This window comes from Pseudomonas sp. Marseille-Q5117 (assembly GCF_946901175.1).
GTDB classification, from domain to species: Bacteria; Pseudomonadota; Gammaproteobacteria; order Pseudomonadales; family Pseudomonadaceae; genus Aquipseudomonas; species Aquipseudomonas iranensis.
The window spans coordinates 38434-60822 of record NZ_CAMPPP010000007.1; the positions used below are offsets into that span (position 1 = coordinate 38434).

The 22389-nt window shown below is 60.1% G+C and carries 22 protein-coding genes; 8 read left to right on the plus strand and 14 right to left on the minus strand.

The features are described 5' to 3' along the window. Nucleotides 1–46 precede the first annotated feature (46 nt). The 5 genes from OC605_RS13195 to OC605_RS13215 all read right to left on the minus strand — a co-directional run bounded on the left by OC605_RS13195 (nucleotide 47) and on the right by OC605_RS13215 (nucleotide 5290). On the minus strand, nucleotides 47–1885 hold the full coding sequence (locus OC605_RS13195; RefSeq protein WP_042609477.1) for an amidohydrolase: 1839 nt from the start codon (nucleotides 1883–1885) through the stop codon (nucleotides 47–49). 40 nt (nucleotides 1886–1925) lie between these two features. After that, nucleotides 1926–2552 carry an antibiotic biosynthesis monooxygenase gene (locus OC605_RS13200; RefSeq protein ID WP_262137557.1) on the minus strand — a complete coding sequence of 209 codons (627 nt, stop codon included), beginning with the start codon at nucleotides 2550–2552 and terminating at the stop codon, nucleotides 1926–1928. Beyond that, nucleotides 2545–2958: a DoxX family protein gene (locus OC605_RS13205; RefSeq protein WP_024012430.1), complete on the minus strand. Its 414-nt coding sequence runs from the start codon at nucleotides 2956–2958 to the stop codon at nucleotides 2545–2547. The genes OC605_RS13200 and OC605_RS13205 overlap by 8 nt, the downstream gene beginning before the upstream one ends. Nucleotides 2959–3328: 370 nt before the next feature. Continuing rightward, nucleotides 3329–4252: a LysR family transcriptional regulator gene (locus tag OC605_RS13210; protein WP_122506416.1), complete on the minus strand. Its 924-nt coding sequence runs from the start codon at nucleotides 4250–4252 to the stop codon at nucleotides 3329–3331. A 54-nt stretch (nucleotides 4253–4306) separates the two neighbouring features. Then, nucleotides 4307–5290, minus strand: a complete 984-nt coding sequence (locus OC605_RS13215) for an MBL fold metallo-hydrolase (RefSeq protein WP_410055997.1) — start codon at nucleotides 5288–5290, stop codon at nucleotides 4307–4309. Between the two features lie 236 nt (nucleotides 5291–5526). Between OC605_RS13215 and OC605_RS13220 the strand changes: the two genes are divergently transcribed. Continuing rightward, nucleotides 5527–5958 carry a helix-turn-helix domain-containing protein gene (locus OC605_RS13220; protein ID WP_262137579.1) on the plus strand — a complete coding sequence of 144 codons (432 nt, stop codon included), beginning with the start codon at nucleotides 5527–5529 and terminating at the stop codon, nucleotides 5956–5958. Between the two features lie 134 nt (nucleotides 5959–6092). After that, the gene (locus tag OC605_RS13225; protein WP_262137581.1) at nucleotides 6093–9017 is read left to right on the plus strand and encodes an ATP-binding protein; all 2925 of its coding nucleotides are present in this window, start codon (nucleotides 6093–6095) and stop codon (nucleotides 9015–9017) included. On the opposite strand, the gene OC605_RS13230 is transcribed toward OC605_RS13225, so the two are convergent. Together OC605_RS13230 and OC605_RS13235 are read right to left on the minus strand one after the other, a co-directional pair. Beyond that, the gene (locus tag OC605_RS13230) at nucleotides 8985–10454 is read right to left on the minus strand and encodes an ATP-binding protein (RefSeq protein WP_262137583.1); all 1470 of its coding nucleotides are present in this window, start codon (nucleotides 10452–10454) and stop codon (nucleotides 8985–8987) included. The two genes, OC605_RS13225 and OC605_RS13230, sit on opposite strands and share 33 nt — an antisense overlap. A 90-nt stretch (nucleotides 10455–10544) precedes the next feature. Beyond that, nucleotides 10545–11495 carry a GlxA family transcriptional regulator gene (locus tag OC605_RS13235; protein WP_186566053.1) on the minus strand — a complete coding sequence of 317 codons (951 nt, stop codon included), beginning with the start codon at nucleotides 11493–11495 and terminating at the stop codon, nucleotides 10545–10547. 220 nt (nucleotides 11496–11715) lie between these two features. Here OC605_RS13235 and OC605_RS13240 point away from each other — a divergent pair, with 220 nt between their 5' ends. Continuing rightward, nucleotides 11716–12438, plus strand: coding sequence for a pirin family protein (locus tag OC605_RS13240; protein WP_186565453.1), 723 nt, complete (start codon nucleotides 11716–11718; stop codon nucleotides 12436–12438). A gap of 41 nt (nucleotides 12439–12479) precedes the next feature. On the opposite strand, the gene OC605_RS13245 is transcribed toward OC605_RS13240, so the two are convergent. Beyond that, nucleotides 12480–12965, minus strand: a complete 486-nt coding sequence (locus OC605_RS13245; RefSeq protein WP_262137585.1) for a hypothetical protein — start codon at nucleotides 12963–12965, stop codon at nucleotides 12480–12482. A 181-nt stretch (nucleotides 12966–13146) separates the two neighbouring features. After that, nucleotides 13147–14022: a LysR family transcriptional regulator gene (locus OC605_RS13250; protein WP_016774069.1), complete on the minus strand. Its 876-nt coding sequence runs from the start codon at nucleotides 14020–14022 to the stop codon at nucleotides 13147–13149. Nucleotides 14023–14133: 111 nt separating this feature from the next. Here OC605_RS13250 and OC605_RS13255 point away from each other — a divergent pair, with 111 nt between their 5' ends. From OC605_RS13255 to OC605_RS13265, 3 genes are all read left to right on the plus strand, one after another. After that, nucleotides 14134–15333, plus strand: coding sequence for a YbfB/YjiJ family MFS transporter (locus tag OC605_RS13255; RefSeq protein WP_186565459.1), 1200 nt, complete (start codon nucleotides 14134–14136; stop codon nucleotides 15331–15333). A gap of 61 nt (nucleotides 15334–15394) precedes the next feature. Then, the gene (locus OC605_RS13260) at nucleotides 15395–16393 is read left to right on the plus strand and encodes an NAD(P)H-quinone oxidoreductase (RefSeq protein ID WP_262137589.1); all 999 of its coding nucleotides are present in this window, start codon (nucleotides 15395–15397) and stop codon (nucleotides 16391–16393) included. A 113-nt stretch (nucleotides 16394–16506) separates the two neighbouring features. After that, nucleotides 16507–17451 (plus strand): alpha/beta hydrolase, encoded by a 945-nt coding sequence (locus tag OC605_RS13265; protein WP_186565463.1) that lies wholly within the window; start codon nucleotides 16507–16509, stop codon nucleotides 17449–17451. A 29-nt stretch (nucleotides 17452–17480) separates the two neighbouring features. On the opposite strand, the gene OC605_RS13270 is transcribed toward OC605_RS13265, so the two are convergent. Next, nucleotides 17481–17810 carry a hypothetical protein gene (locus tag OC605_RS13270; RefSeq protein ID WP_262137592.1) on the minus strand — a complete coding sequence of 110 codons (330 nt, stop codon included), beginning with the start codon at nucleotides 17808–17810 and terminating at the stop codon, nucleotides 17481–17483. Between the two features lie 186 nt (nucleotides 17811–17996). Between OC605_RS13270 and OC605_RS13275 the strand changes: the two genes are divergently transcribed. Then, nucleotides 17997–18272, plus strand: a complete 276-nt coding sequence (locus tag OC605_RS13275) for a hypothetical protein (RefSeq protein ID WP_130926672.1) — start codon at nucleotides 17997–17999, stop codon at nucleotides 18270–18272. Nucleotides 18273–18399: 127 nt separating this feature from the next. Further along, on the plus strand, nucleotides 18400–18615 hold the full coding sequence (locus OC605_RS13280; RefSeq protein ID WP_041478566.1) for a hypothetical protein: 216 nt from the start codon (nucleotides 18400–18402) through the stop codon (nucleotides 18613–18615). 83 nt (nucleotides 18616–18698) lie between these two features. Here the strand turns inward: OC605_RS13280 and OC605_RS13285 are convergent, their stop codons facing one another. The 4 genes from OC605_RS13285 to OC605_RS13300 form a co-directional block, all read right to left on the minus strand. Further along, complete coding sequence (locus OC605_RS13285; protein ID WP_071171742.1) at nucleotides 18699–18986, minus strand: hypothetical protein; 288 nt, start codon at nucleotides 18984–18986, stop codon at nucleotides 18699–18701. Between the two features lie 173 nt (nucleotides 18987–19159). Then, on the minus strand, nucleotides 19160–20188 hold the full coding sequence (rtcA, locus tag OC605_RS13290; RefSeq protein ID WP_262137596.1) for an RNA 3'-terminal phosphate cyclase: 1029 nt from the start codon (nucleotides 20186–20188) through the stop codon (nucleotides 19160–19162). Nucleotides 20189–20197: 9 nt separating this feature from the next. Next, a complete protein-coding gene (locus OC605_RS13295; RefSeq protein WP_262137597.1) occupies nucleotides 20198–20986 on the minus strand; it encodes a nucleotidyltransferase domain-containing protein in 789 nt (262 codons plus the stop codon). 11 nt (nucleotides 20987–20997) lie between these two features. After that, the gene (locus tag OC605_RS13300; RefSeq protein ID WP_186565474.1) at nucleotides 20998–22224 is read right to left on the minus strand and encodes an RtcB family protein; all 1227 of its coding nucleotides are present in this window, start codon (nucleotides 22222–22224) and stop codon (nucleotides 20998–21000) included. Nucleotides 22225–22389: the final 165 nt, after the last annotated feature.

The following is a 22389-nucleotide window of genomic DNA, read 5'->3' on the forward strand; positions in this document are numbered from 1 at the left end:
TTGTTGCGGTAAGCGCCGGCCCTGATGACCGGCGCTTTTTTCAAACTCAGAACGCGAAGCAGGAACAGCCGAACGCGCCCCAGAAACCGGCGAAATCGCTGACCGGCGCATTCGACATCCGCGCTTTTTCATGGCTGTGGGTGTGCACGGCGCATGGCCCGCTGCACTGGTGAACCTGCGCTTGCAACGGCGAGTTCGGGCGCCAGTGGCCAGGGACTTTGACTACCGGCGACCAGTCCGGCAGCACCGGAATCGAGCGCGGGCCGAGGTCTTCGAAGTCGCCGGCGGCGTAGACAATCTTGCCGCCGACCACGGTCATCACTGACTCGATCCACTTGATCGCTTCTTCTTCAACGCTGAAGAAGTCCGCGCTCAGTGCAGCGAGGTCTGCCAGTTGACCGACACGGATCTGGCCTTTTTTGCCCTGCTCCGAGGAGAACCAGGCGCTGCCGTGGGTGAACAGTTCCAGCGCGGTGCTGCGTGGCAAACCTTCTTCGTAGAGGGCCAGACCGCCAACGGTGCGGCCGCTGACCATCCAGTACAGCGAGGTCCACGGGTTGTAACTGGACACGCGCGTGGCGTCGGTGCCTGCACCAACCGGCACACCTTCAGCGAGCATGCGCTTGATCGGTGGCGTGGCTTCGGCGGCTTGTTTGCCGTAGCGATCGACGAAGTATTCGCCTTGGAACGCCATGCGATCCTGAATCGCAATGCCGCCGCCCAGCGCTTTCACACGTTCGATGTTTTGCGGGGTGATGGTTTCAGCGTGGTCGAAGAACCACGGCAGACCATTGAACGGAATGTCGCGGTTGACCTTCTCGAACACGTCGAGCATGCGGCTGATTGATTCGTTGTACGTGGCGTGCAGACGGAACGGCCAGCGCTGCTCGACCAGGTGGCGCACCACCGGCTCCAGTTCCTGTTCCATGGTCTGCGGCAGGTCCGGACGCGGTTCGAGGAAGTCTTCGAAGTCGGCGGCGGAGAACACCAGCATTTCGCCGGCGCCGTTGTGGCGCAGGTAATCGTCGCCCTGATGCAGCTTGACGCTGCCGGTCCAGTTCTGGAAATCGGTCAGCTCTTCTTTCGGCTTCTGGGTGAACAGGTTGTAGGCGATGCGCACGGTCAACTGGTCGTCTTTGGCCAGTTGTTCGATCACTTGGTAATCGTCCGGATAATTCTGGAAACCACCGCCGGCGTCGATCGCACTGGTCAGGCCGAGGCGATTGAGTTCGCGCATGAACTGACGAGTAGAGTTGACCTGATATTCCAGCGGCAGCTTCGGCCCTTTGGCCAGCGTCGAGTAGAGAATCATCGCGTTCGGCCGAGCGACCAGCATGCCGGTCGGGTTGCCATTGCTGTCGCGCACGATCTCGCCACCTGGTGGGTTCGGCGTGTCGCGGGTGTAGCCGGCCACACGCAGAGCGGCGCGGTTGAGCAAGGCGCGGTCATACAGGTGCAGGATGAACACCGGGGTGTCCGGCGCGGCCTGGTTGATTTCTTCCAGGGTCGGCATGCGTTTTTCGGCGAACTGGAATTCGTTCCAGCCACCGACCACGCGCACCCATTGCGGGGTCGGCGTGCGGTCGGCCTGGTCCTTGAGCATGCGCAGCGCATCGGCGAGCGATGGCACACCTTCCCAGCGCAGTTCGAGGTTGTAGTTCAGACCGCCGCGAATCAGGTGCAAGTGCGAGTCGTTGAGGCCAGGGATGACGCAGCGGCCCTTCATGTCGACCACTTGTGTGGCGCTGCCCTTGAGGGCCATGGCCTCGGCATCGTTACCGACGGCAACGAAGCGGCCGTCCTTGATCGCCACCGCACTGGCCAGTGGTTTTTCCCGGTCTACGGTATGAAACTGGCCATTGAATAAAATCAGATCGGCGCTCATCGCAGTTCCTCAAGCGAAAGTGAAAAGAAGCAAACCCCGCTCAACGCGGCGAGGTTTCTTGGGAATCGAGGTGTTCATGGGCCTGACTGGCTTCCAGCCACGGGGTGAACAAACGGGTGACCGGCGGCATCACCACGTAGACCACCGAGAGGACGATGGTCAGGGTGATCAAAAACGTGGCGACCACGTAGTTGGACAGAAACGGATGCAGCGCCAGCAACGGCCCCCAGATCAGCGGCACCAGCAGGGTGTGCGGCAGAATCACCAACAGGGTGACGACAGCCTGCTTCCAGCGCGGCGGTGGCGAGCCGGCTTCGGCCAGCGGTGTGAACCAGAACTCATTAACCGGCGCGACTTCGGTCTGATCGCCGTCAGCCAGCATCGGCGCGGCTTCAGCCACCAGCGCCTGACGCTCGGAGGATTCCAGCCAGCCCTGCATCGCTTCGGTGGAGCTGAAGCGCAATACGCACGTGTAGAAATCCAGACGTCCGCGCTTGCCGCGTACCACATCCACACCCAAATGCCCTGCGCGCTGGCCGGCGACGCGCACGATGTTGCGCAGCCACGCTTCATACGCCGATTCGAAACCGGCCTTGACCGAGTGTTTGATGATCAACGTGACGGTCTCATCGGCCCCCGGTGCTTGTTGATTAAGGACTTCAGGCATAACGCAGCACTCCGGGCAAACGAACAGGAATCGCCAGCCGTCCGGGCCCGGCAATCAAGACAGTGGTGAAAAGAATCAACAGCAACCAGCCGAACTGCCCTTCGGCCACACTCCATTGCGGATGCACGACCAGCAACGCCACGAGCAGTACAAAGAGAATAGGCAAGCAGGCCAAACGCGCCAGCACACCGGCGACGATCAGTAATGGGCAGAGGACTTCGGCAAAAATCGCCAGGATCAGCGTCAGGTGGGCGCCAAGGTGGAACGGGTCTTCGATCAGTTGCAGTTGCGCGGTGAAATCCAGCAACTTGGGCAAGCCGTGCACCCACAACAGAAACAACCCGCCGCTGACCCGCAGGAACAGCAACCCGATGTCGCGCGCCTGTTCATCCCTCGTAGCAATCATGACCCGACCCTTTGAATGTCATTGACGGGAATCATGCCAAGGCCGGGGCGGAAGAAATTGGATGGGTGTGCTTAGTTGCTTTTCAGGTCACTGACGTTCTGCTGCCAGCCACAAAACATTGTGGGAGCGAGCCTGCTCGCGAAGGCGGCGGGTCAGTCACATCCACGTTGACTGGCACACCGCTTTCGCGAGCAGGCTCGCTCCCACAGGGTTTGGCGGCGTGCGCTCCATTTGCAGACCGCCACAAAAACAATGTGGGAGCGAGCTTGCTCGCGAAGGCGTCAGGTCAGTCACATCCACACTAACTGACACACCGCATTCGCGAGCAGGCTCGCTCCCACATGAAAACTGCTCGTGTAATAGAGAGCGGTTAAAGCGCAGGAATATCCAGCGGCGCCGCCATGAACTGGCTGATCCGCGAGCGCAGCCATTTCTCTGCCGGGTCGTTGTCGTGCACCCCGCTCCAGGCCATCGACAATTGCGCGGCATCGATCGGGAATGGCGGGTCTTCGGCACGCAGTGCGCAGCCTTCAACAAGGGCACAGGCGGCGTAATCCGGCACCGTGGCGATCATCTCGGTACCGGCGAGCAGGGCGCGCAAGCCGCTGAACTGCGGCACACCAAGAACCACCCGGCGGCAGCGGCCGATCTTGGCCAGATCCAGGTCGATGTTGCCGCTCAGATCACCGGAGAACGACACCATCGCATGCGGACGCGCGCAATATTCGTCCAGCGTCAGCGGCCCCGGACGGTCGTCGCCGCGCAGCACTTTGCAGGGAATATCACGCAGCTTCTTGCGCTTGGCATTGGCCGGCAGATCCGTGGTGTAGCTGACGCCCACGGAGATTTCGCCAGAGGCCAACAGCGCCGGCATCAACAGGTAGTTGGCGCGGCGTACCACCACGACAATCCCCGGCGCCTCCTGCTGAAGCTGGCGCAACAGCGGCGGAAACAGACCGAACTCGGCGTCGTCCGACAGTCCGATGCGAAACACATCGCAACTGCTCGCCGGTTCGAATTCCTTGGCGCGGCTGACTGCGCCGGAAATCACGTCCATCGCCGGTTGCAGCTCCTTGAGGATCGCCAGCGCCCGCGCCGTCGGTTCCATACCGCGACCGTTGCGCAGCAGCAACGGATCGTCGAACAGATCACGCAAGCGCCCCAGCGCAGCACTGACCGCCGGTTGGCCCATGAACAGTTTTTCGGCAACGCGGGTCAGGTTCTTTTCGAACATCAACGCTTCGAAAATCACCAGCAGGTTCATGTCGACGCGGCGCAGATCGTTACGGTTCATGGGCGTGGTTTCCTTATCGGTGTCAGACGCTTTATGCCACTGGCGCTGGGCACTTTACTCGATCAACGGCACTTTCGCCGCGCGTTTGTAAGGGCCGTACTCCACCGGCACCCACTGGAAATGTTTGCCCTCGGCGGCGATGTGGCCGATGCCCGGGAACGGCAGATGCGCTGCCGTCACCCAGGTCTTGCTCGCTGCCGCTGCACTGAACACTGCCTGCCGACTGACAATCGCTTGCTGACTGTTGACGTCGAAACTGATCGACACCTGCGGGTGCAAAAACTGCACCGCGAGGTTGTGCACCAGATCGCCCATGAACACGATGCTCTGCTGCTGCGACGTGAAGCGGTAAGTGGTGCTGCCCGGGGTGTGCCCGGCTTCGAGGGTTGCTTCGACCAGTCCCGGCAGTGGTGACTGCCCGGCGGCAAAAGTCTTGAAGCGACCGGCGGCAACGTAGGGCGCCGTCGAATCCTGGGCAATTTTGAAAAACTCTTTTGCGCCCGCCGGGGCATTGGCCAGTGCTGCCGGATCAAGCCAGTAATCGGCTTCGGCCTTGGCCGCATAGACGGTGGCATTGGCGAACAGCGGCTTGTTCTGTGCATCGACCAGACCGCAGACGTGATCGAGGTGCAGGTGCGTCAGCAAAATTGTGTCGACCTGCTCGGGCTTGTAACCGGCGACCTGCATGTTGGCCGAAAGCTGCCCGGCGGTGGCGCCGATGCACTGCCCTGCGCCGGTGTCGACCAGAATCAGTTGTGTGCCGGTGTTGACCAGAAAGGCATTGAACGCTGTCTGCACGCCCGGGGTTTCAATCGAACGCCGTGCGAGCAGCGCGCGAATCTGACTCTGGCTCATGCCCTGCAACAACTTCGGCGACAAATCGTTGTAACCGTCGAACAACGCGGTGACTTCGTAATCGCCCACCGCCAAGCGGAAATAACCCGGCGCCTGAGTGCCCACCTGCGGTGCCTGCGCCATCGCGCCGGACATTGCCAGCATGACCGCCAGGGTCGTTGCTCCTTTCATCAAGCCTTTCATTGCATTCCCCTTTGATCCTGGCCAACGGCGGCCGCGCTTTGTCGACATCGTCGCGCAAAGCGCGGGGCGGTGACTTGCAAGGATGTGCTGAGTTCCAGCCTGAGCGAGGAAATTAACAACGATTAACTCGTCAGCCTCACGCCCTCGCCCAACAATGAAGCCCTCTGCGCAGCGTTGCTTTTTTGACCTGAGGGAATGCGCCGACCGTGTATTCCCCACCGACACGGACCTTGGCCATGGCTTATCTACAGCAAACCGTCGCCCTCGCCCCTGCCTGCGAACCGCGGAAAAACACGACTGGCGGACTCAGTCCGCAGCGCGAACGCCAGATCAAACAGTTGATCCTCGATCGCTTGGGCGAAAGTCTGGAAGTGGCTGAACTGGCCCGTGCCTGCTCACTGTCACGCAGTCATTTCTCCCGCGCATTCAAGTGCAGCACCGGCGTGTCGCCACAGGACTGGATCCGCGCCCAGCGCCTGGCCCGGGCCAAGTTGCTGATCCAGCACACCGACCTCAGCCTGACGCAAATCAGCCTCGAATGCGGCTTCTGCGATCAGGCGCACTTCTGCCACATGTTCACCCGCAGCGAGGGCATCAATCCCTTCGCCTGGCGCTGTCGAGTCATGGGCAGACCGAAAAACAACGCAGCGCAGCCTGCGGTGTTTTGACTGCTGCCGTTACGCCACCCGTTGCACTGATGCTCAAACCTGAGGATTATGCCCGGACACCCCGGATCAGACGGCCTGCGCATGCGCCAGGGACTGATTCGCCCTGTCCGCCGCATCACCGCAGGAGCGCGCTGTTGAGTTTCTCCCCGAATCAGGCCATTGCCTTTGGCCCCTATCGGATTCATCCCGGGCAACGATTGCTACTTGAAGGCCAACAACCTATGCGCCTGGGACGGCGGGCGATGGATATCCTCCTGATTTTGCTGGCCCACGCCGGTGAAGTGGTGAGCAAACAGCAATTAATGGCCGGGGTCTGGCCAGACAGCGTCGTCGAAGACATCAACCTGCGCGTGCACATGGCGGCGCTGCGCAAGGCGCTGGGCGACGGACAGAACGGTCAGCGCTACATCGTCACCGTGGCGCAGCGCGGCTACAGCTTTGTCGCACCCATCCTGCTCGATAGCATCGAAGCAAAGCCTGCGATCGCCGTGCCCCGGCACAACCTGCCACTGCGTAGTACGCGGATGATCGGTCGCCAACCCCTGATCGATCACTTGATTACGCAACTGCCGCGCCGACGCTGCATCACTCTGGTCGGTCCCGGCGGCATCGGCAAGACCACCGTTGCCCTGCGCGTCGCCGAACAATTGCTCGACCAGTATCGCGACGGCATCCGCCTGGTGGACTTGGCGCCCATCGCCGATCCCGCGCTGATCGGCTCGCATCTGGCGACGCTGCTTGATCTGTCCGCGCCAGAAGGCGATGCGCAGGCTGGTCTGGTCGATGGCCTGCGTAACCGGCAAACGCTGCTGGTAATCGACAACTGCGAGCACTTGATCGATGCGGTCGCCGCGCTCAGTGAGCAGATTCTGCGGGGGGCGCCAAAGGTGCATATCCTCGCCACCAGCCGCGAGAGCCTGCGCGCTGAGGGCGAATTCGTGCAGCGTCTGGAATCGCTCGAATGCCCGTCCATGTCGACGCCGATGGAGCCGGCTCAGGCGCTGGGCTTTGCTGCGCTGCAACTGTTTGTCGAGCGCGCGACCGCGGCGCGGGAAAACTTTGAACTGAGCCCTGCACAGCTGCCGCAAGCGATTGAAATCTGCCAGCGCCTGGACGGCATTCCGCTGGCTCTGGAACTGGCCGCCGCGCAGGTCAGCGAATTGGGCATGGACGGATTGCTCAGGCAATTACGCGAGGGTTTGCCGCCATTGTCGGCCGGACACCACAGCAGCGCCGAGCGCCACCTGACCCTGCGCGCAACGATGGACTGGAGCTTCAACCTGCTCAACGCCTGCGAACAAACCTGTCTGCGGCGACTGGGAATTTTTCGCGGCAGCTTCACCCTCGCCTCGGCGGCAGCGGTGGTCATCGGCCAACAGATCGACCCCGGCGAGGTGTTCACCGCTGTCACGCAACTGGTGGCGAAATCCCTGCTGAGCGTCGAAGTGGGCGACGAAGATGTTTTCTACCGGTTGCTCGACACCACGCGCCACTACGCACTGGAAAAACTCGAACAGGCTGAAGAGCTCAGCGCAACCCGTCAACGCCACGCTGAGCGCTGCCTGACACTGATGCAGCAGGCGCAGGCGGATTGGGACAACACGCCGACTGTATTGTGGATGGAGCGCTATGCCAGGGGGCTGGAGGATTTGCGCGCGGCGCTGGACTGGAGCCTCAACGGGCCGGGACCAGATGAGCTGGGCGTGCAACTGGCAGCCGCGTCGGCGCCTTTGTGGCAGGAGCTGTCGTTGCTGCGCGATTACAGCCGCTATGTGCGCCGGGCACTGAGTCTGCTGGAGGCTTCGCCAGCAGACTCGCTCCTGCCGCCCTGCCCTCGCCTGCAAATCGCCTTGAAACTGGCGCTCGGCAGCGCCAGCTATCACACCTGGGGCGGCACGCCACAAACCATCCAGGCCTTCATCGACGCCTGCCGCTTAGCCGAAGAACACGGTGACTTGGCCGGGCAACTGCGTGCGATATCGGGGCATATGGCGGTCAATCTGAGTTGCGGGCATTACCGCATGGCGCTGGCGCAGAGTGAGCAATTTGATCGCATCGGCGTGCACGGCGAGCCATTGCTGTCGCTGAGCACGCATCGCTTGCGCGTGCTGGCCCTGCATTATGCCGGCGACCAACCGCAGGCCCGTGTACATGCCGAGCAGGTGCTGCAACGCATGGCCCACAGCGGCCATCTCAATCGTTTCACCCATGGCTTTGGCGTGCAGTACGACCAGAGCGTCGCTTCGCTGACGGTACTGGCCCGCGTGCTATGGCTGCAGGGTCTGCCAGAACAGGCATGGCGCGCGGCACGGCAGGCGCTGGATATTGCCGTGCAGATCGACCATGGCACATCGATCTGTTACACCCTGGCGCTGGCCAGTTGTCTGATCGCCCATTACAACGGTGACGCCGCCAACGCCCGCGCGCTCCTCCAATTGTTGCTGGAGCAGTCGCAGAAGCATTCGGTGCTGCTGTTCAATAATTGGGCGCGGCACTACGCGCAGGTGATCGATCCGGATAATGCCGCGCCGGTATCGACGCAGAGCAGCGGTTTGATCCGGGAAGTGATGGTTACGCTGGATGAGCGCTTTGTCGATGAGGCACTGGTGGAACGAGCACGCACCGGGGATGCGGGTTGGAGTGCAGCGGAAATACTGCGGGCGCGGGCGGCGGCATTAGTGAAGGGTTCAGAGTGGCCCCTTCGCGAGCAGGCTCGCTCCCACAAGGGCTCGGTGTCGGGCGCAAATTCCGAGTTGTGCGCTGTTTCCTGTGGGAGCGAGCCTGCTCGCGAATCGCTCCGCTCAGACACCGCTGAAACTCGAGAAGCCGAACAAACCCTGCAACAAGCGCTGACCATCGCCCGAAGCCAAGGCGCGTTGGCCTGGGAGCTGCGCAGCGCCACGGACCTTGCGCAGTTATGGCAACGCCAGTCCCGCCATCGCGAAGCTTGGGATTTGCTCAGCCCCCTCTACCAGCGCTTCACCGAAGGCTACGCCACACCGGACTTGCGCAAGGTCCGCGTGCTACTAGACAGCCTGCGCGAGGAGTGCCCGGCCTGACGCATTGCGCGTGCGGCTGAGATAGCGCGCATGCCGCTGTTGCAGTTCGAGCCTGTCGTCGCTGCGATCAAAACGATCACGAGCATAGCGGCGCACGGTGTTGAGCATCCAATAGCGCGCCATTGCCCGGTTGGGTTCTTGAATGAGCAATGACTTGCGCGCCAACCCTTCGATAATTGCGCTCAACCTGGATCCCGCCAGATCCACGCAGCTGATCACGCTCAGTGCAGCCTCCAGGGTAAAGCCCGTGCTGAACACCGACAGCCGCAGCAGCACACGCTGTTCCATTTCCGTCAGGTACTGGAAGCTCCAATCGATCGCAGCGGCCATTGACTGATGGCGTGGTTCCGCGGTGCGCCGGCCTTGGCCAAGCAATTGCAGACCGTTTTCAACCTGGGCCTGTAAGCCGATCAAGCCCAGCGCGTCGATCTGCGCAGCGGCGAGCTCGATCGCCAGCGGCAGACCGTCCAGTTGGCGGCAGATTTCGCGCATACCTGGCAAATCCTGTTGACGCAAACTGAAGCCCTGTTGCCGCGCTCGCGCGCGATTGACGAACAACTGCACCGCCGGATAGCCCATGGCTTCCTCGACGGAGTTCAATGTAGAGCGCTTGGGAATCGCCAGCAGCGGCACGTAATGAACGGCTTCCTGTGGAATGTGCAAGGCTTCGCGGCCGGTGACCAGAATCGACAGGCGAGGCGCGGCATGCAACAGGGTGTCTACCAGAGCCGCGCAGTTGTCGCGCTGGTGATCGCAGTTATCCAGCACCAACAAGGCGTGCCGCCCGGTCAGTGTGAAAAAGTCTGTATTCAAGGCGTGCAACAGGTGTTCGAGCAAGGGCTTGTCATCTTTGAGGCCGGCAAGGTCGACCCACCAGGCGCCATCACGAAAGTATTGCAGCAGCAACTCCGCCACGCGCAGTGCCACAGTGGTTTTGCCAACACCCGGCGCACCGGTAATGGTCATCAAGCGGCACACCGGCATTTGTCGAACCAGACTACCGATCAGGGCGTCGCGCCCACTGACTGGCGTCAGTCGTGCCGGAAGATTGTGCAGTGGCATGAGCGCGGCAGCGAGCATGCTCAGCGCCTCACTTGGACCCTGCTCAACCGGGGCGACAAAACTGTAGCCGCAGTGCGCCACGTGAATGATGTAACGCTGCCCGTTGGTGCCGTCGCCCAGTGCGCGGCGCAACGCCGCGATGTGCACCCGCAGGTTGATCTCTTCGACGATCGATGTCGGCCACACACGAGCAATCAACTGCTCTTTGCTGACCACCTTCCCCGCGTATTCAAGCAGCACCTGCAGAATATCCATGGCGCGCCCGCCCATGCGTAGCGGCTGCTCGCCTTCAAGGACCAGACGTTGGCGCACATGAAAGGCGTAGGGGCCAAAACGCAGCACCGAACCTTGGCTTGTGTCGTTGTGATTATTCATGCCAAACATCTTGGCACTGTTGCGTGACGATACAACCGCCGGAGCCGACGCAGCACGGACATCCGGCTGCGTCTGACGGACAGAACCGCTCTAGCTGAACTGTTCGCGGTATTGTAACGGCGTAAGACCGAGCTTTTCGGCGAATAGCGAGCGCATGTGCCGGACACTGCCGAAACCACTTTTGTAGGCGATGGTTTTCAGCGGCAGATCGCTGGTTTCCAACAGGTTTCGCGCGCAGTCAATGCGGGCATTCTGCAGAAACTCCATGGGAGTCATGTTGACGTCACGGGCGAACAGGCGAGCAAAGTGCCGTGCGCTCATATTGGCCAATCCGGCCATTCGCTCGACTGTAAAGGGTTCATCCAGATGTTCAAGGACGTAATTCTGCGCGCGGGTGATAGGCGTTTCTTGCGGTGAGACGGCCGCCATCAACGGGCTGAACTGCGCTTGCCCACCCTGACGCTTCATGACCACCAACAACACCTTGGCGACGTCCTGGGCGATTTTCTTGCCGTGATCCCTGGCCACCACCGCCAGCGCCAGATCGATGCCAGCGGTTACGCCCCCCGAAGTGATGAGATTGCGATCCTCAACGTAGATCTGGTCGGTGGTCACCGTGGTTTTCGGGAAAGCCTTGATCAGGCGCTCGGTGTAATTCCAGTGCGTGGTGACGCGATAACCATCAAGGAGGCAGGCATGGCCGAGGATGAATGCGCCGGTACAAATCGAACCGTAACGCTCCGCACGCGGCACGGCTTTCTTCAGCCAGCCAAACAGCTCGGGAAATCTCTGGTTATAAGCGCCGGGGCCGCCGGGCACCAATAACAGGTCATAGCACTCGGCCGCCTCGTCGATGTGCAGATCAGCCTGAACCTGTACACCATTGGAAGCCTTGAGCAAGCCGCGCTCCGTCCCTAGTGTCGTCAGTTGATAGTGCACATCAGGTTTCAGATAACGGTTGGCGACTGAAAACACTTCCAGTGGCCCGGCCATGTCGAGCATCAGAAAGTCGGGAAACAGCACCATTGCCACGGTTTTCATGGGAGGCATCACACATATTCAAGGGTCAATACGCACGCTACAGCCGGGGCATTATGGCCGACTGTGTCGTCATGAGCGTGTTCGAATGCGTGAACCATAACGCAAAACTGTCAACCTGAGCCGGACAGTCTTTCAATTTCCATCTACTTATTGCCTCCCAAGGTAACCAGTAACCTTCTCCTCACTCGGACGAATTCACGTCCAACCAGGAGATTTCATCATGCTGACTCTTCGCAAAGCCTCCGATCGCGGCCTCGCCAATCACGGCTGGTTGAAGTCGTTTCACACCTTTTCTTTCGCCAGCTACCGCAACCCGCGTGAACAGGGTTTCTCCGATCTGCTGGTGATCAACGATGACCGGGTCGCCGCCGGCAAAGGTTTTGGCCAGCACCCGCACCGCGACATGGAGATCTTTTCCTATGTGCTCGAAGGCGCGCTGGAACACAAGGACACCCTTGGCACTGGCTCGGTGATCCGTCCCGGCGACGTGCAATTGATGAGTGCCGGCAGCGGCGTGGCGCACAGTGAGTTCAACCACTCGGCCACCAAGCCCGTGCACTTTCTGCAAATCTGGATCGTGCCGGATGTCAGTGGCGCCAAGCCGCGCTATCAACAGGAACACTTCAGCGCGCAGAAAAAACGTGGTCGCCTGCAACTGATCATCTCGCCGGACGGTAGCAACGGTTCCCTGAAAGTCCGTCAGGATGCGCGGGTCTATGCCGGATTATTCGACGGCGACGAGAGTGCCACGCTGAAATTGCCGGCCAATCGTTACGCCTACGTCCACGTTGCGCGTGGCAGCGTCGAACTCAATGGCCAAGCCTTGCAGGAAGGCGACGGCGTGCGGGTTCGTGAAGAACAGCTGCTCACTTTGAGCAACGGTATCGATGCCGAAGTGCTGGTGTTCGACTTGCGCCCTCAGGAGTTGCCGCAAATGCCATGATCTGGCTCGATGCAGAACGGCCTTCCACTGAAGGCCGTTTTTTATTGCGGCGGCACTGTTGAGGGTTGTACGACCGGTTTGGGTGACGAGACCTCTTTGCCAATCTGAATCGCCGCCAACGTGGTTTGTATCGTGGTCAACACCGCCGCCTGATTGGCGAAATGTGCGCCAAACAGCAAGGAAGCCACGCCGAGAAAATGCACAGTGGTGGCCGCCCAGTAATTGGCCTTTACCGTCGATGCCTGCCTGATCGCTTCCCGCGATTCGTCGGCAATTTTCTGCACGCCCATCCACATCATGTCATAACGTTTGTCTCGTTCCTGTAGGGCCTTGTTCTGCTCTGCCTGAGCAGCGAGGAACCCACGAATGTCGGCGCGCACTTCTGCCACGCGGCCGTCCATTCTGGTCTCGATGGTTTCAATCCTGGCCTCGAATTCTTCGCGACTTATGCTGCTCATGATTTGCCTGTCCCGCCCCGCGTCCGATCTGTCCGTGACTGCATATTGATTCACTTCCCTGATTTTCAATTCGACACCTTCCTGCGGCTACGCGGCCTTCCCTGGCTCTCCGTTTCGATGCGTCACTGAGGTCTGCATCGAGCTGTAGTGACAATAGAACTCATCACGGACTACAACAAGCCGGCCCATTCTGTCTCGGACGTAGGCTGTTTCGTCAGCAGTTGTAGCCTCGGGCAAAACCCTGAACCACTTATTCGTTTTCCAGCGCAAAGGCCTCAACGATCTGCTCGATGACCGCCCGTACCCGCGCGGTGTGACGCAGGTCGGCATGGGTGACCAGCCACACTTCATACGGCAGCGGCCGGGTCCGCTCCGGCCAGAGTCTGACCAGGCCGTCGCGTTCGCCCATGTACACAGGAATCTCGCCTACCCCGAGGCCGGCGGCAATAGAGCGGCGCACCAGAAGGCTGGAGCTGAGCGTGGTGACGATGCGTCCGCGGGTCAACGGTTCAGAGACCAGCGTAAGGTCTTTTTTGCTCTGTAAGTACGGCTGATAGACCACCAGATCATGGCCCTCGAACGCGCTGCCGGGCTGCGGTTCTCCATGGCGATCGACGTAGGCCTGTGCTGCGAAAAGTCCTACAGGCCAACGGGCGATCCGACGAGCGATCAGATCAGGGTTATCCGGCCGGGTATTGCGCACCGCGATATCGGCCTCGCGCTTGGCCAGACTGAGGATTTGCGTCGACGCATCCAGCTGGATCTGCACATCTGGATGTTGATCATGCAGGCGCGCCATCGCTGGAATGATGAAGTCAATGGCCATCGAGTCGGTGGTGCTGACCCGTACGTTACCGGTCAGACGGTCATCCAGCCCGTGGATGTGTCGCTCCAGTTCCAGCGCCGAATGCTCCATTTTTTCCACACTTTTACGCGCCGCTTCACCAACGGCGGTCAGCGCATAACCGTCGGAGGTACGCAGGAACAGCGTCGCGCTCAATGCCTTCTCCAGCGCAGTAATGCGCCGTCCGACCGTGGCCTGATCGACGCCCAGAACACGCGCAGCCCCGCGCAATGTCGACTCGCGACAGACCGCCAGAAACACTCGCGCATCATCCCAATTCATACGGATCCTCTTTGAAGCATTTTTGCATCATTGTGCCGCTTAATCGCTGCATATGCGCAGCAACGATAGCCGATAAGCTGAGCGCCATACACCTCTTGTGAGATCGCGATCATGCGTACTGCAAACTCTACCGGCATCTGGCTGCCGATCTTCGCCGGACTTTGCGCCAGTCTGGTCAGCATTGGTCTGGCGCGTTTCGCTTACACGCCATTGATACCTTCGCTGATTCAGGCGCAGTGGTTTTCGGCCAATGATGTCGTCTACCTCGGCGCGGCCAATCTGGTCGGCTACTTGATCGGCGCCCTGCTCGGTCGGCCCATGGCTCACCGAACAGGCAACCGCAACGCCTTGCGCCTGATGATGCTGGCAGTCACGGCGGCATTTTTTGCCTGTGCTTATCCGCTGTCGGTGAGCTGGTTCTTCGGCTGGCGTTTGCTCTCCGGGATTGCTGGTGGCGCGATCATGGTGCTGGTGGCGGCAACCGTGCTGCCTCACGTTCCGGCTGCTCGCAGAGGCTTGGCCAGTGGCGCAATCTTCCTTGGCATCGGCCTGGGGATTGCCGGCTCCGGCACCATCGTGCCGCCACTGCTGGCTCTTGGCTTGCAGGCAACATGGCTGGGACTGGGCGCGCTGGCGTTGTTGCTGACCGCGGTGAGCTGGTTCGGCTGGCCTGCGGATACCACGCATGCCGTGGCTGCGCACGCAACGTCGGCTGATGAGCCAACACCGTCGGGCGTTTACCTGTTATTCGCTCAATACGCGTTCATGGCCGCCGGGCTGGTGCCTGCCATGGTGTTTCTGGTGGATTACGTAGCGCGCGGATTGGGTGCCGGGGCGCATATCGGCGCAATGGTCTGGGTCATTTATGGCCTGGGGGCGATTGTCGGGCCGGTGACTTACGGCTTCCTGGTCGACCAGCTCGGCGCCCGCACTGGTATTCGACTGGTGTTGGTAGTGCAAGCCATCGCCCTCGGTTTGCTGGCCGTCTCCCATTCATTTCTGGCGCTGGCTTTACTGGCGGTGATTCTCGGCTCGTTCCCGCCGGGCATCGTGCCGCTGGCCCTGGCCCGGGTGCATGAACTGGTGCCGTCGCATCACCGTCAGCAGATCGCCTGGAGCCGTGCCACTGTGTCATTCGCAACCTTTCAGGCGCTGGCCGGGTTTGCCTATTCGGCATTGTTCAATGCCTCGGGCGGCCAGCACACGCTGCTGTTTGTGATCGCTGCTGGCGCGATCGTCGTCGCTCTACTGCTGGAGCAAGCCATGCGCTGGCTGCCCTCTACAACTGAACCCCGTTGCGCGGCGAACTGAAGGGAATCATTGCGCGCTGCCAGCGTTCCCATCTACACGACCTTTCTCACAGGAATCGACAATGTCACTGTCCAACGAAATGACCCGTATTGAAATCACCGAACCCGGCGGCCCTGAAGTATTGCAAGCCAGGCGCGTGCCGCTGCCAACCGTTGCCGAAGGCCAAGTGCTTATCCGCGTTCACGCTGCCGGCATCAATCGTCCGGATGCCTTGCAGCGCGCCGGAAAATATCCGATGAAACCCGGGATGGACCCGATTCCCGGCCTGGAAGTGGCTGGCGAAGTGGTTGCACTGGGTCCCGGAGTTACGCGGTTCGCTGTGGGCGATCGTGTGTGCGCACTGACCAATGGCGGCGGATACGCCGAGTATTGCGCGGTACCAGCCGGCCAGACTTTGCCTGTGCCGGATGGAGTCGATTGGGTCCAGGCCGCCGCGATTCCGGAAACCTTTTTCACCGTCTGGGCCAACCTGTTCGGCCTCGGCGCCGCCAAGGCAGGCCAGCGCGTACTGATTCACGGTGGCACAAGCGGCATCGGCACCACCGCGCTGATGCTCTGCCGTGAATTCGGTATTGAGGCGTTCGCCACCGCCGGCAGTCCTGAAAAATGCGCCGCAATCAGCAAACTTGGCGGGCAACCGATCAACTATCGAGAAGAGGACTTCGCCAAGGTCATTGCCGAGAAGACCGCAGATCAAGGCGTGAACGTGATTCTCGACATCATGGGTGGCTCGTATCTGAACGGCAATATCAGCGCACTGGCGATGGACGGCCGACTGGTGATGCTCGGTTTCCTCGGCGGCGCCCGCGCCAACGACATCGATCTGCTGGCGATCCTCGGCAAACGCGCGGTGGTCACCGGTTCGTTGCTGCGCGCGCGTACCGCTGCGGAGAAAGCCGTCATCGCCGATCAACTGCGAGAACACGTTTGGCCTGCGCTTAGTGCCGGGCGCTGCCTGCCAATCATCGACAAGGTTTACCCGCTGGCTGACGCGGCTCAGGCCCATGCCCGCATGGAGGGCGGCGATCATATCGGCAAGATCGTCCTGCAAGTGGCGTGAGTGATTGCAGCATCTTGTAATCGTTGCACATGCACGGTGGTCGAAAATAATCACGCGCAGACCGAGGCATCTGGTAAAAAGCGTTCTTTGTCTGCGCCGTGGTGAAACGATTAATGTTCCTGTCCTTGCTGACTCGTCTGCGACGCCGCCGCTTGGCATTCGCCATGATGGCCGCGCTGATCATTGGCGTGCCGACGAGTTGTGCGGTGCTGGAACACACCGAGCGCAAACTGCTTTTTCGCATTGAGCCGGGCACTGCCGGCTGGTATCGCGGACTGCCCGGCAGCGTTCAGGAACTCGATCTGCAACCGAAGAGTTTCAAGGCGGGGCAGAACATCCATGCCTGGTGGTGGCCGGCGGAACGTGCCAATGCCCCGGCAATCCTTTACTTGCATGGTGTGCGCTGGAACCTCACCGGGCAACTGTTTCGCATCGAACAACTGCGAGCGGCGGGTTATTCAGTGCTGGCCATCGATTATCGAGGGTTCGGCCTAAGCAAGGGTGATCTACCATCCGAAAGCAGCGTTTATGAAGATGCCCGCGTGGCCTGGGAGCGCTTCCAACTGCTGCAACCGGACCCGAACAAGCGCCTGATCTACGGCCACTCTCTCGGTGGCGCGGTGGCAATTGATCTGGCGGCCGAACTGGGACAGAACGCGGCGCGCAACCACACACCTCTGCCGGTACGTGGTCTGGTCATCGAGTCAACCTTCACTTCCCTCGCCGACGTAGCCGCCGCCGTGGCCAACACCTCGCTCCCGGTGCGCTGGTTGCTCTCGCAAAAATTCGACTCCATCGACAAGATTGCCGATATTCATATGCCGCTTTTGGTGGTGCATGGCCTGGCTGATGCCTTCGTGCCGCCGCGCTTCAGCGAGCAGCTGTTCAATGCCGCTGAGCAGCCCAAGCGCCTGTTGCTGGTGCCCGGAGCAACGCACAACAACAGCATGGCGCTTGGCGGTCAGGGGTATCGCAAGGCACTGGATGCGTTGATGCAGAGCAAACCGTTGCCGCGGGTGGCCGGGCCGGCAGTCGCCAAGGGCTCTCGAGACTCCTGAGTTGTCCGGTCAGCCTTGGTCAACCTGCCTCAACGCCGGGCCAATTCGTGCCGTACGCATTGTTCGTAATAAGTCTGCTTGACCGCTGCCGGTTTAAGCTTCGAGCTGCTGTTGTAGGTCTGCTCGGTAATCCCCATCGCGGTCATGCGCATCCAGGGCTGCTGGAACCGGCGAACCTGCAATTGCTTGCGCGCGCCATACAGCGAGACTCCGGACAGCTTGGATTGCTGCGCACCGGCAGCGATATCCGAGCCCCAGGTGCAGGCAAAGCGATGGCCCTTGCTTAACTCTTTTGCCTGCACTCCCGAGGCGATCAAAGCCAGGGAAAGCATCGCAACGGTGATGACAATCGTCCGCATATAGCCAACCTAACCTTTTGAAAAAAGGCGATTTTGCCGGGGCAAAATGTCTCTGGGGGCCAGCAATTTGCCTGCTCTCAGGATTTTTTTCATCAGGGTGAAATTCGCCGCTCGTCCAGTACCGCGCACCTTTGCCAGACAGGCCTATCCAACGCTGTACATCCAACCGCGCAGAAGGCCCACGTGATGAACAAGAAAATTTTCGCCTTGTCGTTTTTCAGCCTGTGCCTGATCGGCCCGATTCACGCTTCGGCAGCCGAATCCACGGCGGGCGCAGCAACCCCTGCCACGGCCTTGCCCGGCGTCAATCATGCAGAAAGCTCTCGCGACCATGACGAGAAGGCAAACAAGAAAGGCGAAGAGTCCTCAGGCGCCAACGCGGGATCAGAGCCGCATGAGACAGAGAAGGATGCGGCGACGTCGAGCGACTCCAGAGACCTGGATAAAAAACCCGCTCAGTAAGAGTGGTTTCGCTTTTAGTAACGAAAATCCGGCACCGAAACTAGCGCAACACCGGGTGATATCAATATGATGCGCGCACTGGCCGCCATAGAGGGCGGCCAGAGGAAAATACATCCAAGGAATGCAAATGAAAGATTTCGTCATCGGCGTCAACAACATCGTTCTCTACATCGCATTGGCGGTCATCCTGATCGTTTCCCTCTTCATGATGAGCCAGAGCTTTCTCTCGGGTCTCGGTATGTTCGTAGGCGGCACCCTGGGCTGGTGCATCGTCTCCGGCTTTTGGTTCGTGCAGTCGGCGACCTATGAAGAACTGCGCAAGCTGAACTCGAAAACCAGCTGATCTGCGCCGAGTATTCGTTAAAGAAAAAGGCCAATGTCATCGACATTGGCCTTTCTTTTTTTAGCGGCGAAGAGACTGGTTCTTCATTGCTTGGTGCACTGAGCGCCCAGTCCCATGCCCATGGAACCCAGAGCTACCATCGGGCCGCTCGGCAGCTCGCACGTATATTCACCGCTTTCGGTTTGAGCGGTATAGAACGTTGTATTGAAGTCGCTGCGGATGTTTGAAACCTTGATCACGGGTTTGCCAATGGTGGTCTGTGCGCGATTCTTGAGATCACTCTCCCCCGGCTTTACGGTCTGGCATCCAGTGACCGCGAGGACCAGTGTTGCGAATAAAGCGAGAACCGGAATAGTCCTTGATGAGTTCATTGCAGATCGACCTTTTTGATTTTGTACCGGAAATATTTGACAGTCAGCTGCCAAGCGACAGGACTTTAAGGTCGAGCCGGAACAGGGGCAATTAGGTCGGATGTGCTAATGGCTGAGGGCTAGTGGCGCTCTCAGAGAAGTTTTGCGACTGCCTTCGGAACCGCAGGTCGCTACTAATGAGTTTGTGAAACTGCTATCCGCAAGCGATCACTGCCCTCCTCCTGGCAATCGATACGGACCGGCAAAAACAGCTGGATGACTTCAATGTTGCTGCGCAAATGATCAGTCATGCGCGGCGTGGTGAACGATCCACTGCCGGCCAGCGCCATCGGCAACAGCAACTGATCGGCCAGATGCTCAGCCACCGCAGCACCACTACGCAGCCAGTCAGCAGCCTGATTGATCGCGGCATCCGCTACTTTCTCAGCGCGTAACGACACTTGGCCAAATGCGCTGAACACTTCAGTGACGTGCTCGAAAACGTACTCCAGCAATAACACATTGCCCGGGCCGCGTGCCGGATCAAGCGTCACCGCTTGCAGCGCCTCCGCAAGCCAGTTCAACCGCTTGGCCACTTGGCTCAGTTCTCGCTGAGCGACGGTAGGCGCAAGTCCGGCAGTCAGCGCCAGAGCCTGCCGTGAAATCGCCTCGCCGCGCTCACACACATCCAGTCGCGTCAGGCGCGACGGCTGCACCGTCACGGCAAGCTCGCCACCGCCAGCCGGTACGAAACCATGACGCAGCAACTCCAGCTCGACATTGCCGCCCATGCGCCGCAGCAGCGGTAGCCAACTGCGCGAGAGGAAATCCGTCGGCGGTGCCAGCGGATTGTGGGTGCCACCGGAGATCGTCACTCGGCTGGCCTGCGGCGCCTGCAACAAGGCTGGCAACAGCGTCTGTAGCACCAGCGTGCAACTGCCCGCCGTGCCAATAGCGAACTGGAAGTTGCCTCCGCGAATCTCGCCCGGTTCGAAGCTCAGGGCTTGCGACCCCAGATGCGCACCAGATATCTCTGCACCACAAACCTCGGCCGCCGCCATCACGGCTGTCAGATGCTGACGCAGCAATCCCGGACGGCTGCGTCTGGCGCGGATCTGTTTAATACGAAACGCCCGGCCTGTCACCATCGACAGGCTCAGCGCACTGCGCAACACCTGGCCACCACCAATGGCGCCGTCCAGTTCAATTACATCCTTTTTCATTGCAATTCCTTACGCGTACAGCCCGACGGCGTCCCTGAGGTAGCGATCCAGCCGCCGCGAGTCTGCCTGAGTTCTGGGTAATGTTGGCGTTTCGCGCTCAAGCTCAGCCGCGATGAACCGGTGCAGCGCCGGACGACGCTGCCCGTAAGCGCTCTCGTCGGCATTGCGCTTGAGCGCCAGCAGTTCGTCGACTTCGCTGAGCAGCGCGCGATCATCGACTGTGCTCAGCAGGTCGGCGAAGACCATCGGTGGTCGGCCTCGCCCCTGATCGATCCAGCGCACCGCGAGCAAGGGCCGTAGCACATAGAAATACTTTTTGAAGCGAACAGTTTCGCCTTGCAGGTAACCACGAAAGTTCTTCTTCGCCATCGACAGATAGTGGTTGCGTGCCGCTGGCGGGCTATAGAACGCTTCGGCCAGTTCGCGCAACTGCGCCACCTGAGCGCTCTCGCTGCGATAGACCAGCGGCGAATCGAGCCACTCGAGCAACGTCGGATTGGATTTGCGCAACAGACCGAGGGTCTTGCGCAATTCCCATCCGCTGACGTCGAGCTCATCGTCCAGCGGTCGCTCGATTACATCACGAGGCGTATCGACCTGGACGAACCACTCAGGTTTTTCCACGTACACAAACCGCACGTCGTAATCGCTGTCGGTGGAGGCGAAGCCCCAGGCCCGACTACCGGATTCACACGCATATAAAACAGTGACATTGCGCTCGCGCTCCAAACGCGTCAGCTCGGCCAGCACCCGTGTGCGCATCGTGCCGCACAGCGGGTGACGCTCTTCGAATTCCATAACCTCTTTCCTTATCCTTTGACGCACACCACCTGACGCAGGGTGTGCAGCACTTCCACCAGCTCACGCTGGGCGTGCATGACTTTGTCGATGTCCTTGTAGGCCATCGGAATTTCGTCAATCACCGCTTCGTCCTTGCGGCATTCCACGTGGGCGGTTGCGCGAATCTGATCGGCGACGGTGAAGGTATTCTTGGCCTTCGTGCGGCTCATGGTGCGCCCGGCGCCATGGCTGCAGGAACTGAATGACTCTTCATTGCCCAGACCGCGAACGATGAAGCTCTTGGCGCCCATCGAGCCCGGAATAATCCCCAGCTCGCCCTTCTTCGCAGACACGGCGCCTTTGCGGGTAATCAGCACGTCTTCACCGTAATGCCGTTCCTTCTGCACGTAGTTGTGATGGCAATTGACCGCTTCGAGCGCGACCTCGAAAGGCTTGCGGATGATCTGCCGCGTGGCCTGAATCACTGCACGCATCATCAGTTCACGGTTCTGTCTGGCGAAATCCTGCGCCCAGCCAACCGCCTCCACGTAATCATCAAAATGCTGACTGCCCTCTTCGAAATAGGCCAGGTCACGGTCCGGCAAGTTGGCAATGTGCTGACGCATATCGGCTTGGGCCATCTGGATGAACAGGTTGCCGATAGCGTTGCCGACGCCACGCGAACCGCTGTGCAACATGAACCAGACACGGTTGGCTTCATCCAGGCACACTTCGACGAAGTGGTTGCCACTGCCGAGCGTCCCCAAATGCGCCCGGTTGTTGGTATTGGCCAGTTTCGGATACTTGTCGGTGATCAGTTTGAAGCGCGGCTGCAACCCCGCCCAGGCCTGATCGGCTTGCTGCGGAACCTCGTCCCAGGCGCCTTTGTCTCGCCGCGAACGATTCGAACTGCGGCCGTGCGGCACCGCTTGTTCGATTGCAGTACGCAATCCATGCAGGTTGTCTGGCAGATCTGCAGCCGTCAGCGACGTACGCGCAGCGATCATGCCGCAACCGATGTCGACGCCCACCGCTGCGGGAATGATCGCGCCGACCGTTGGAATCACGCTGCCAATTGTCGAGCCCTTGCCCAAGTGCACATCGGGCATGACCGCCAGATGCTTGAAGATGAACGGCATTTTTGCCGTGTTCATCAACTGTGCGCGGGCTTCGTTTTCAACCGGGACACCTTCGGTCCAGAGTTTGATGGGCTTGCCGTTGGCGACTTCGAGAAGCTGGTAGGTTTGGTCTTTCATATCTTGGTGTCCATGTTCGTTTCCATCAGCATTGCAGCCGCTGTGCCAGCTTTGGATGCGGCTATGGTTGTTTCTGTTATGTTCTTGTTTTTAATAGCTTTTATCCATGATGCGACGAGTCTTGATAATCTATGGAAGACAAATCCGACCAGCAAAATTATCATT

Coding starts and splice junctions, on each gene's coding strand:
- OC605_RS13195 (WP_042609477.1), bottom strand. CDS start 1,885: ATGAGCGCCGATCTGATTTTATTCAATGGCCAGTTTCATACCGTAGAC.
- OC605_RS13200 (WP_262137557.1), bottom strand. CDS start 2,552: ATGCCTGAAGTCCTTAATCAACAAGCACCGGGGGCCGATGAGACCGTC.
- OC605_RS13205 (WP_024012430.1), bottom strand. CDS start 2,958: ATGATTGCTACGAGGGATGAACAGGCGCGCGACATCGGGTTGCTGTTC.
- OC605_RS13210 (WP_122506416.1), bottom strand. CDS start 4,252: ATGAACCGTAACGATCTGCGCCGCGTCGACATGAACCTGCTGGTGATT.
- OC605_RS13215 (WP_410055997.1), bottom strand. CDS start 5,290: ATGAAAGGCTTGATGAAAGGAGCAACGACCCTGGCGGTCATGCTGGCA.
- OC605_RS13220 (WP_262137579.1), top strand. CDS start 5,527: ATGGCTTATCTACAGCAAACCGTCGCCCTCGCCCCTGCCTGCGAACCG.
- OC605_RS13230 (WP_262137583.1), bottom strand. CDS start 10,454: ATGAATAATCACAACGACACAAGCCAAGGTTCGGTGCTGCGTTTTGGC.
- OC605_RS13235 (WP_186566053.1), bottom strand. CDS start 11,495: ATGAAAACCGTGGCAATGGTGCTGTTTCCCGACTTTCTGATGCTCGAC.
- OC605_RS13240 (WP_186565453.1), top strand. CDS start 11,716: ATGCTGACTCTTCGCAAAGCCTCCGATCGCGGCCTCGCCAATCACGGC.
- OC605_RS13250 (WP_016774069.1), bottom strand. CDS start 14,022: ATGAATTGGGATGATGCGCGAGTGTTTCTGGCGGTCTGTCGCGAGTCG.
- OC605_RS13255 (WP_186565459.1), top strand. CDS start 14,134: ATGCGTACTGCAAACTCTACCGGCATCTGGCTGCCGATCTTCGCCGGA.
- OC605_RS13260 (WP_262137589.1), top strand. CDS start 15,395: ATGTCACTGTCCAACGAAATGACCCGTATTGAAATCACCGAACCCGGC.
- OC605_RS13265 (WP_186565463.1), top strand. CDS start 16,507: ATGTTCCTGTCCTTGCTGACTCGTCTGCGACGCCGCCGCTTGGCATTC.
- OC605_RS13270 (WP_262137592.1), bottom strand. CDS start 17,810: ATGCGGACGATTGTCATCACCGTTGCGATGCTTTCCCTGGCTTTGATC.
- OC605_RS13275 (WP_130926672.1), top strand. CDS start 17,997: ATGAACAAGAAAATTTTCGCCTTGTCGTTTTTCAGCCTGTGCCTGATC.
- OC605_RS13280 (WP_041478566.1), top strand. CDS start 18,400: ATGAAAGATTTCGTCATCGGCGTCAACAACATCGTTCTCTACATCGCA.
- OC605_RS13285 (WP_071171742.1), bottom strand. CDS start 18,986: ATGAACTCATCAAGGACTATTCCGGTTCTCGCTTTATTCGCAACACTG.
- rtcA (WP_262137596.1), bottom strand. CDS start 20,188: ATGAAAAAGGATGTAATTGAACTGGACGGCGCCATTGGTGGTGGCCAG.
- OC605_RS13295 (WP_262137597.1), bottom strand. CDS start 20,986: ATGGAATTCGAAGAGCGTCACCCGCTGTGCGGCACGATGCGCACACGG.
- OC605_RS13300 (WP_186565474.1), bottom strand. CDS start 22,224: ATGAAAGACCAAACCTACCAGCTTCTCGAAGTCGCCAACGGCAAGCCC.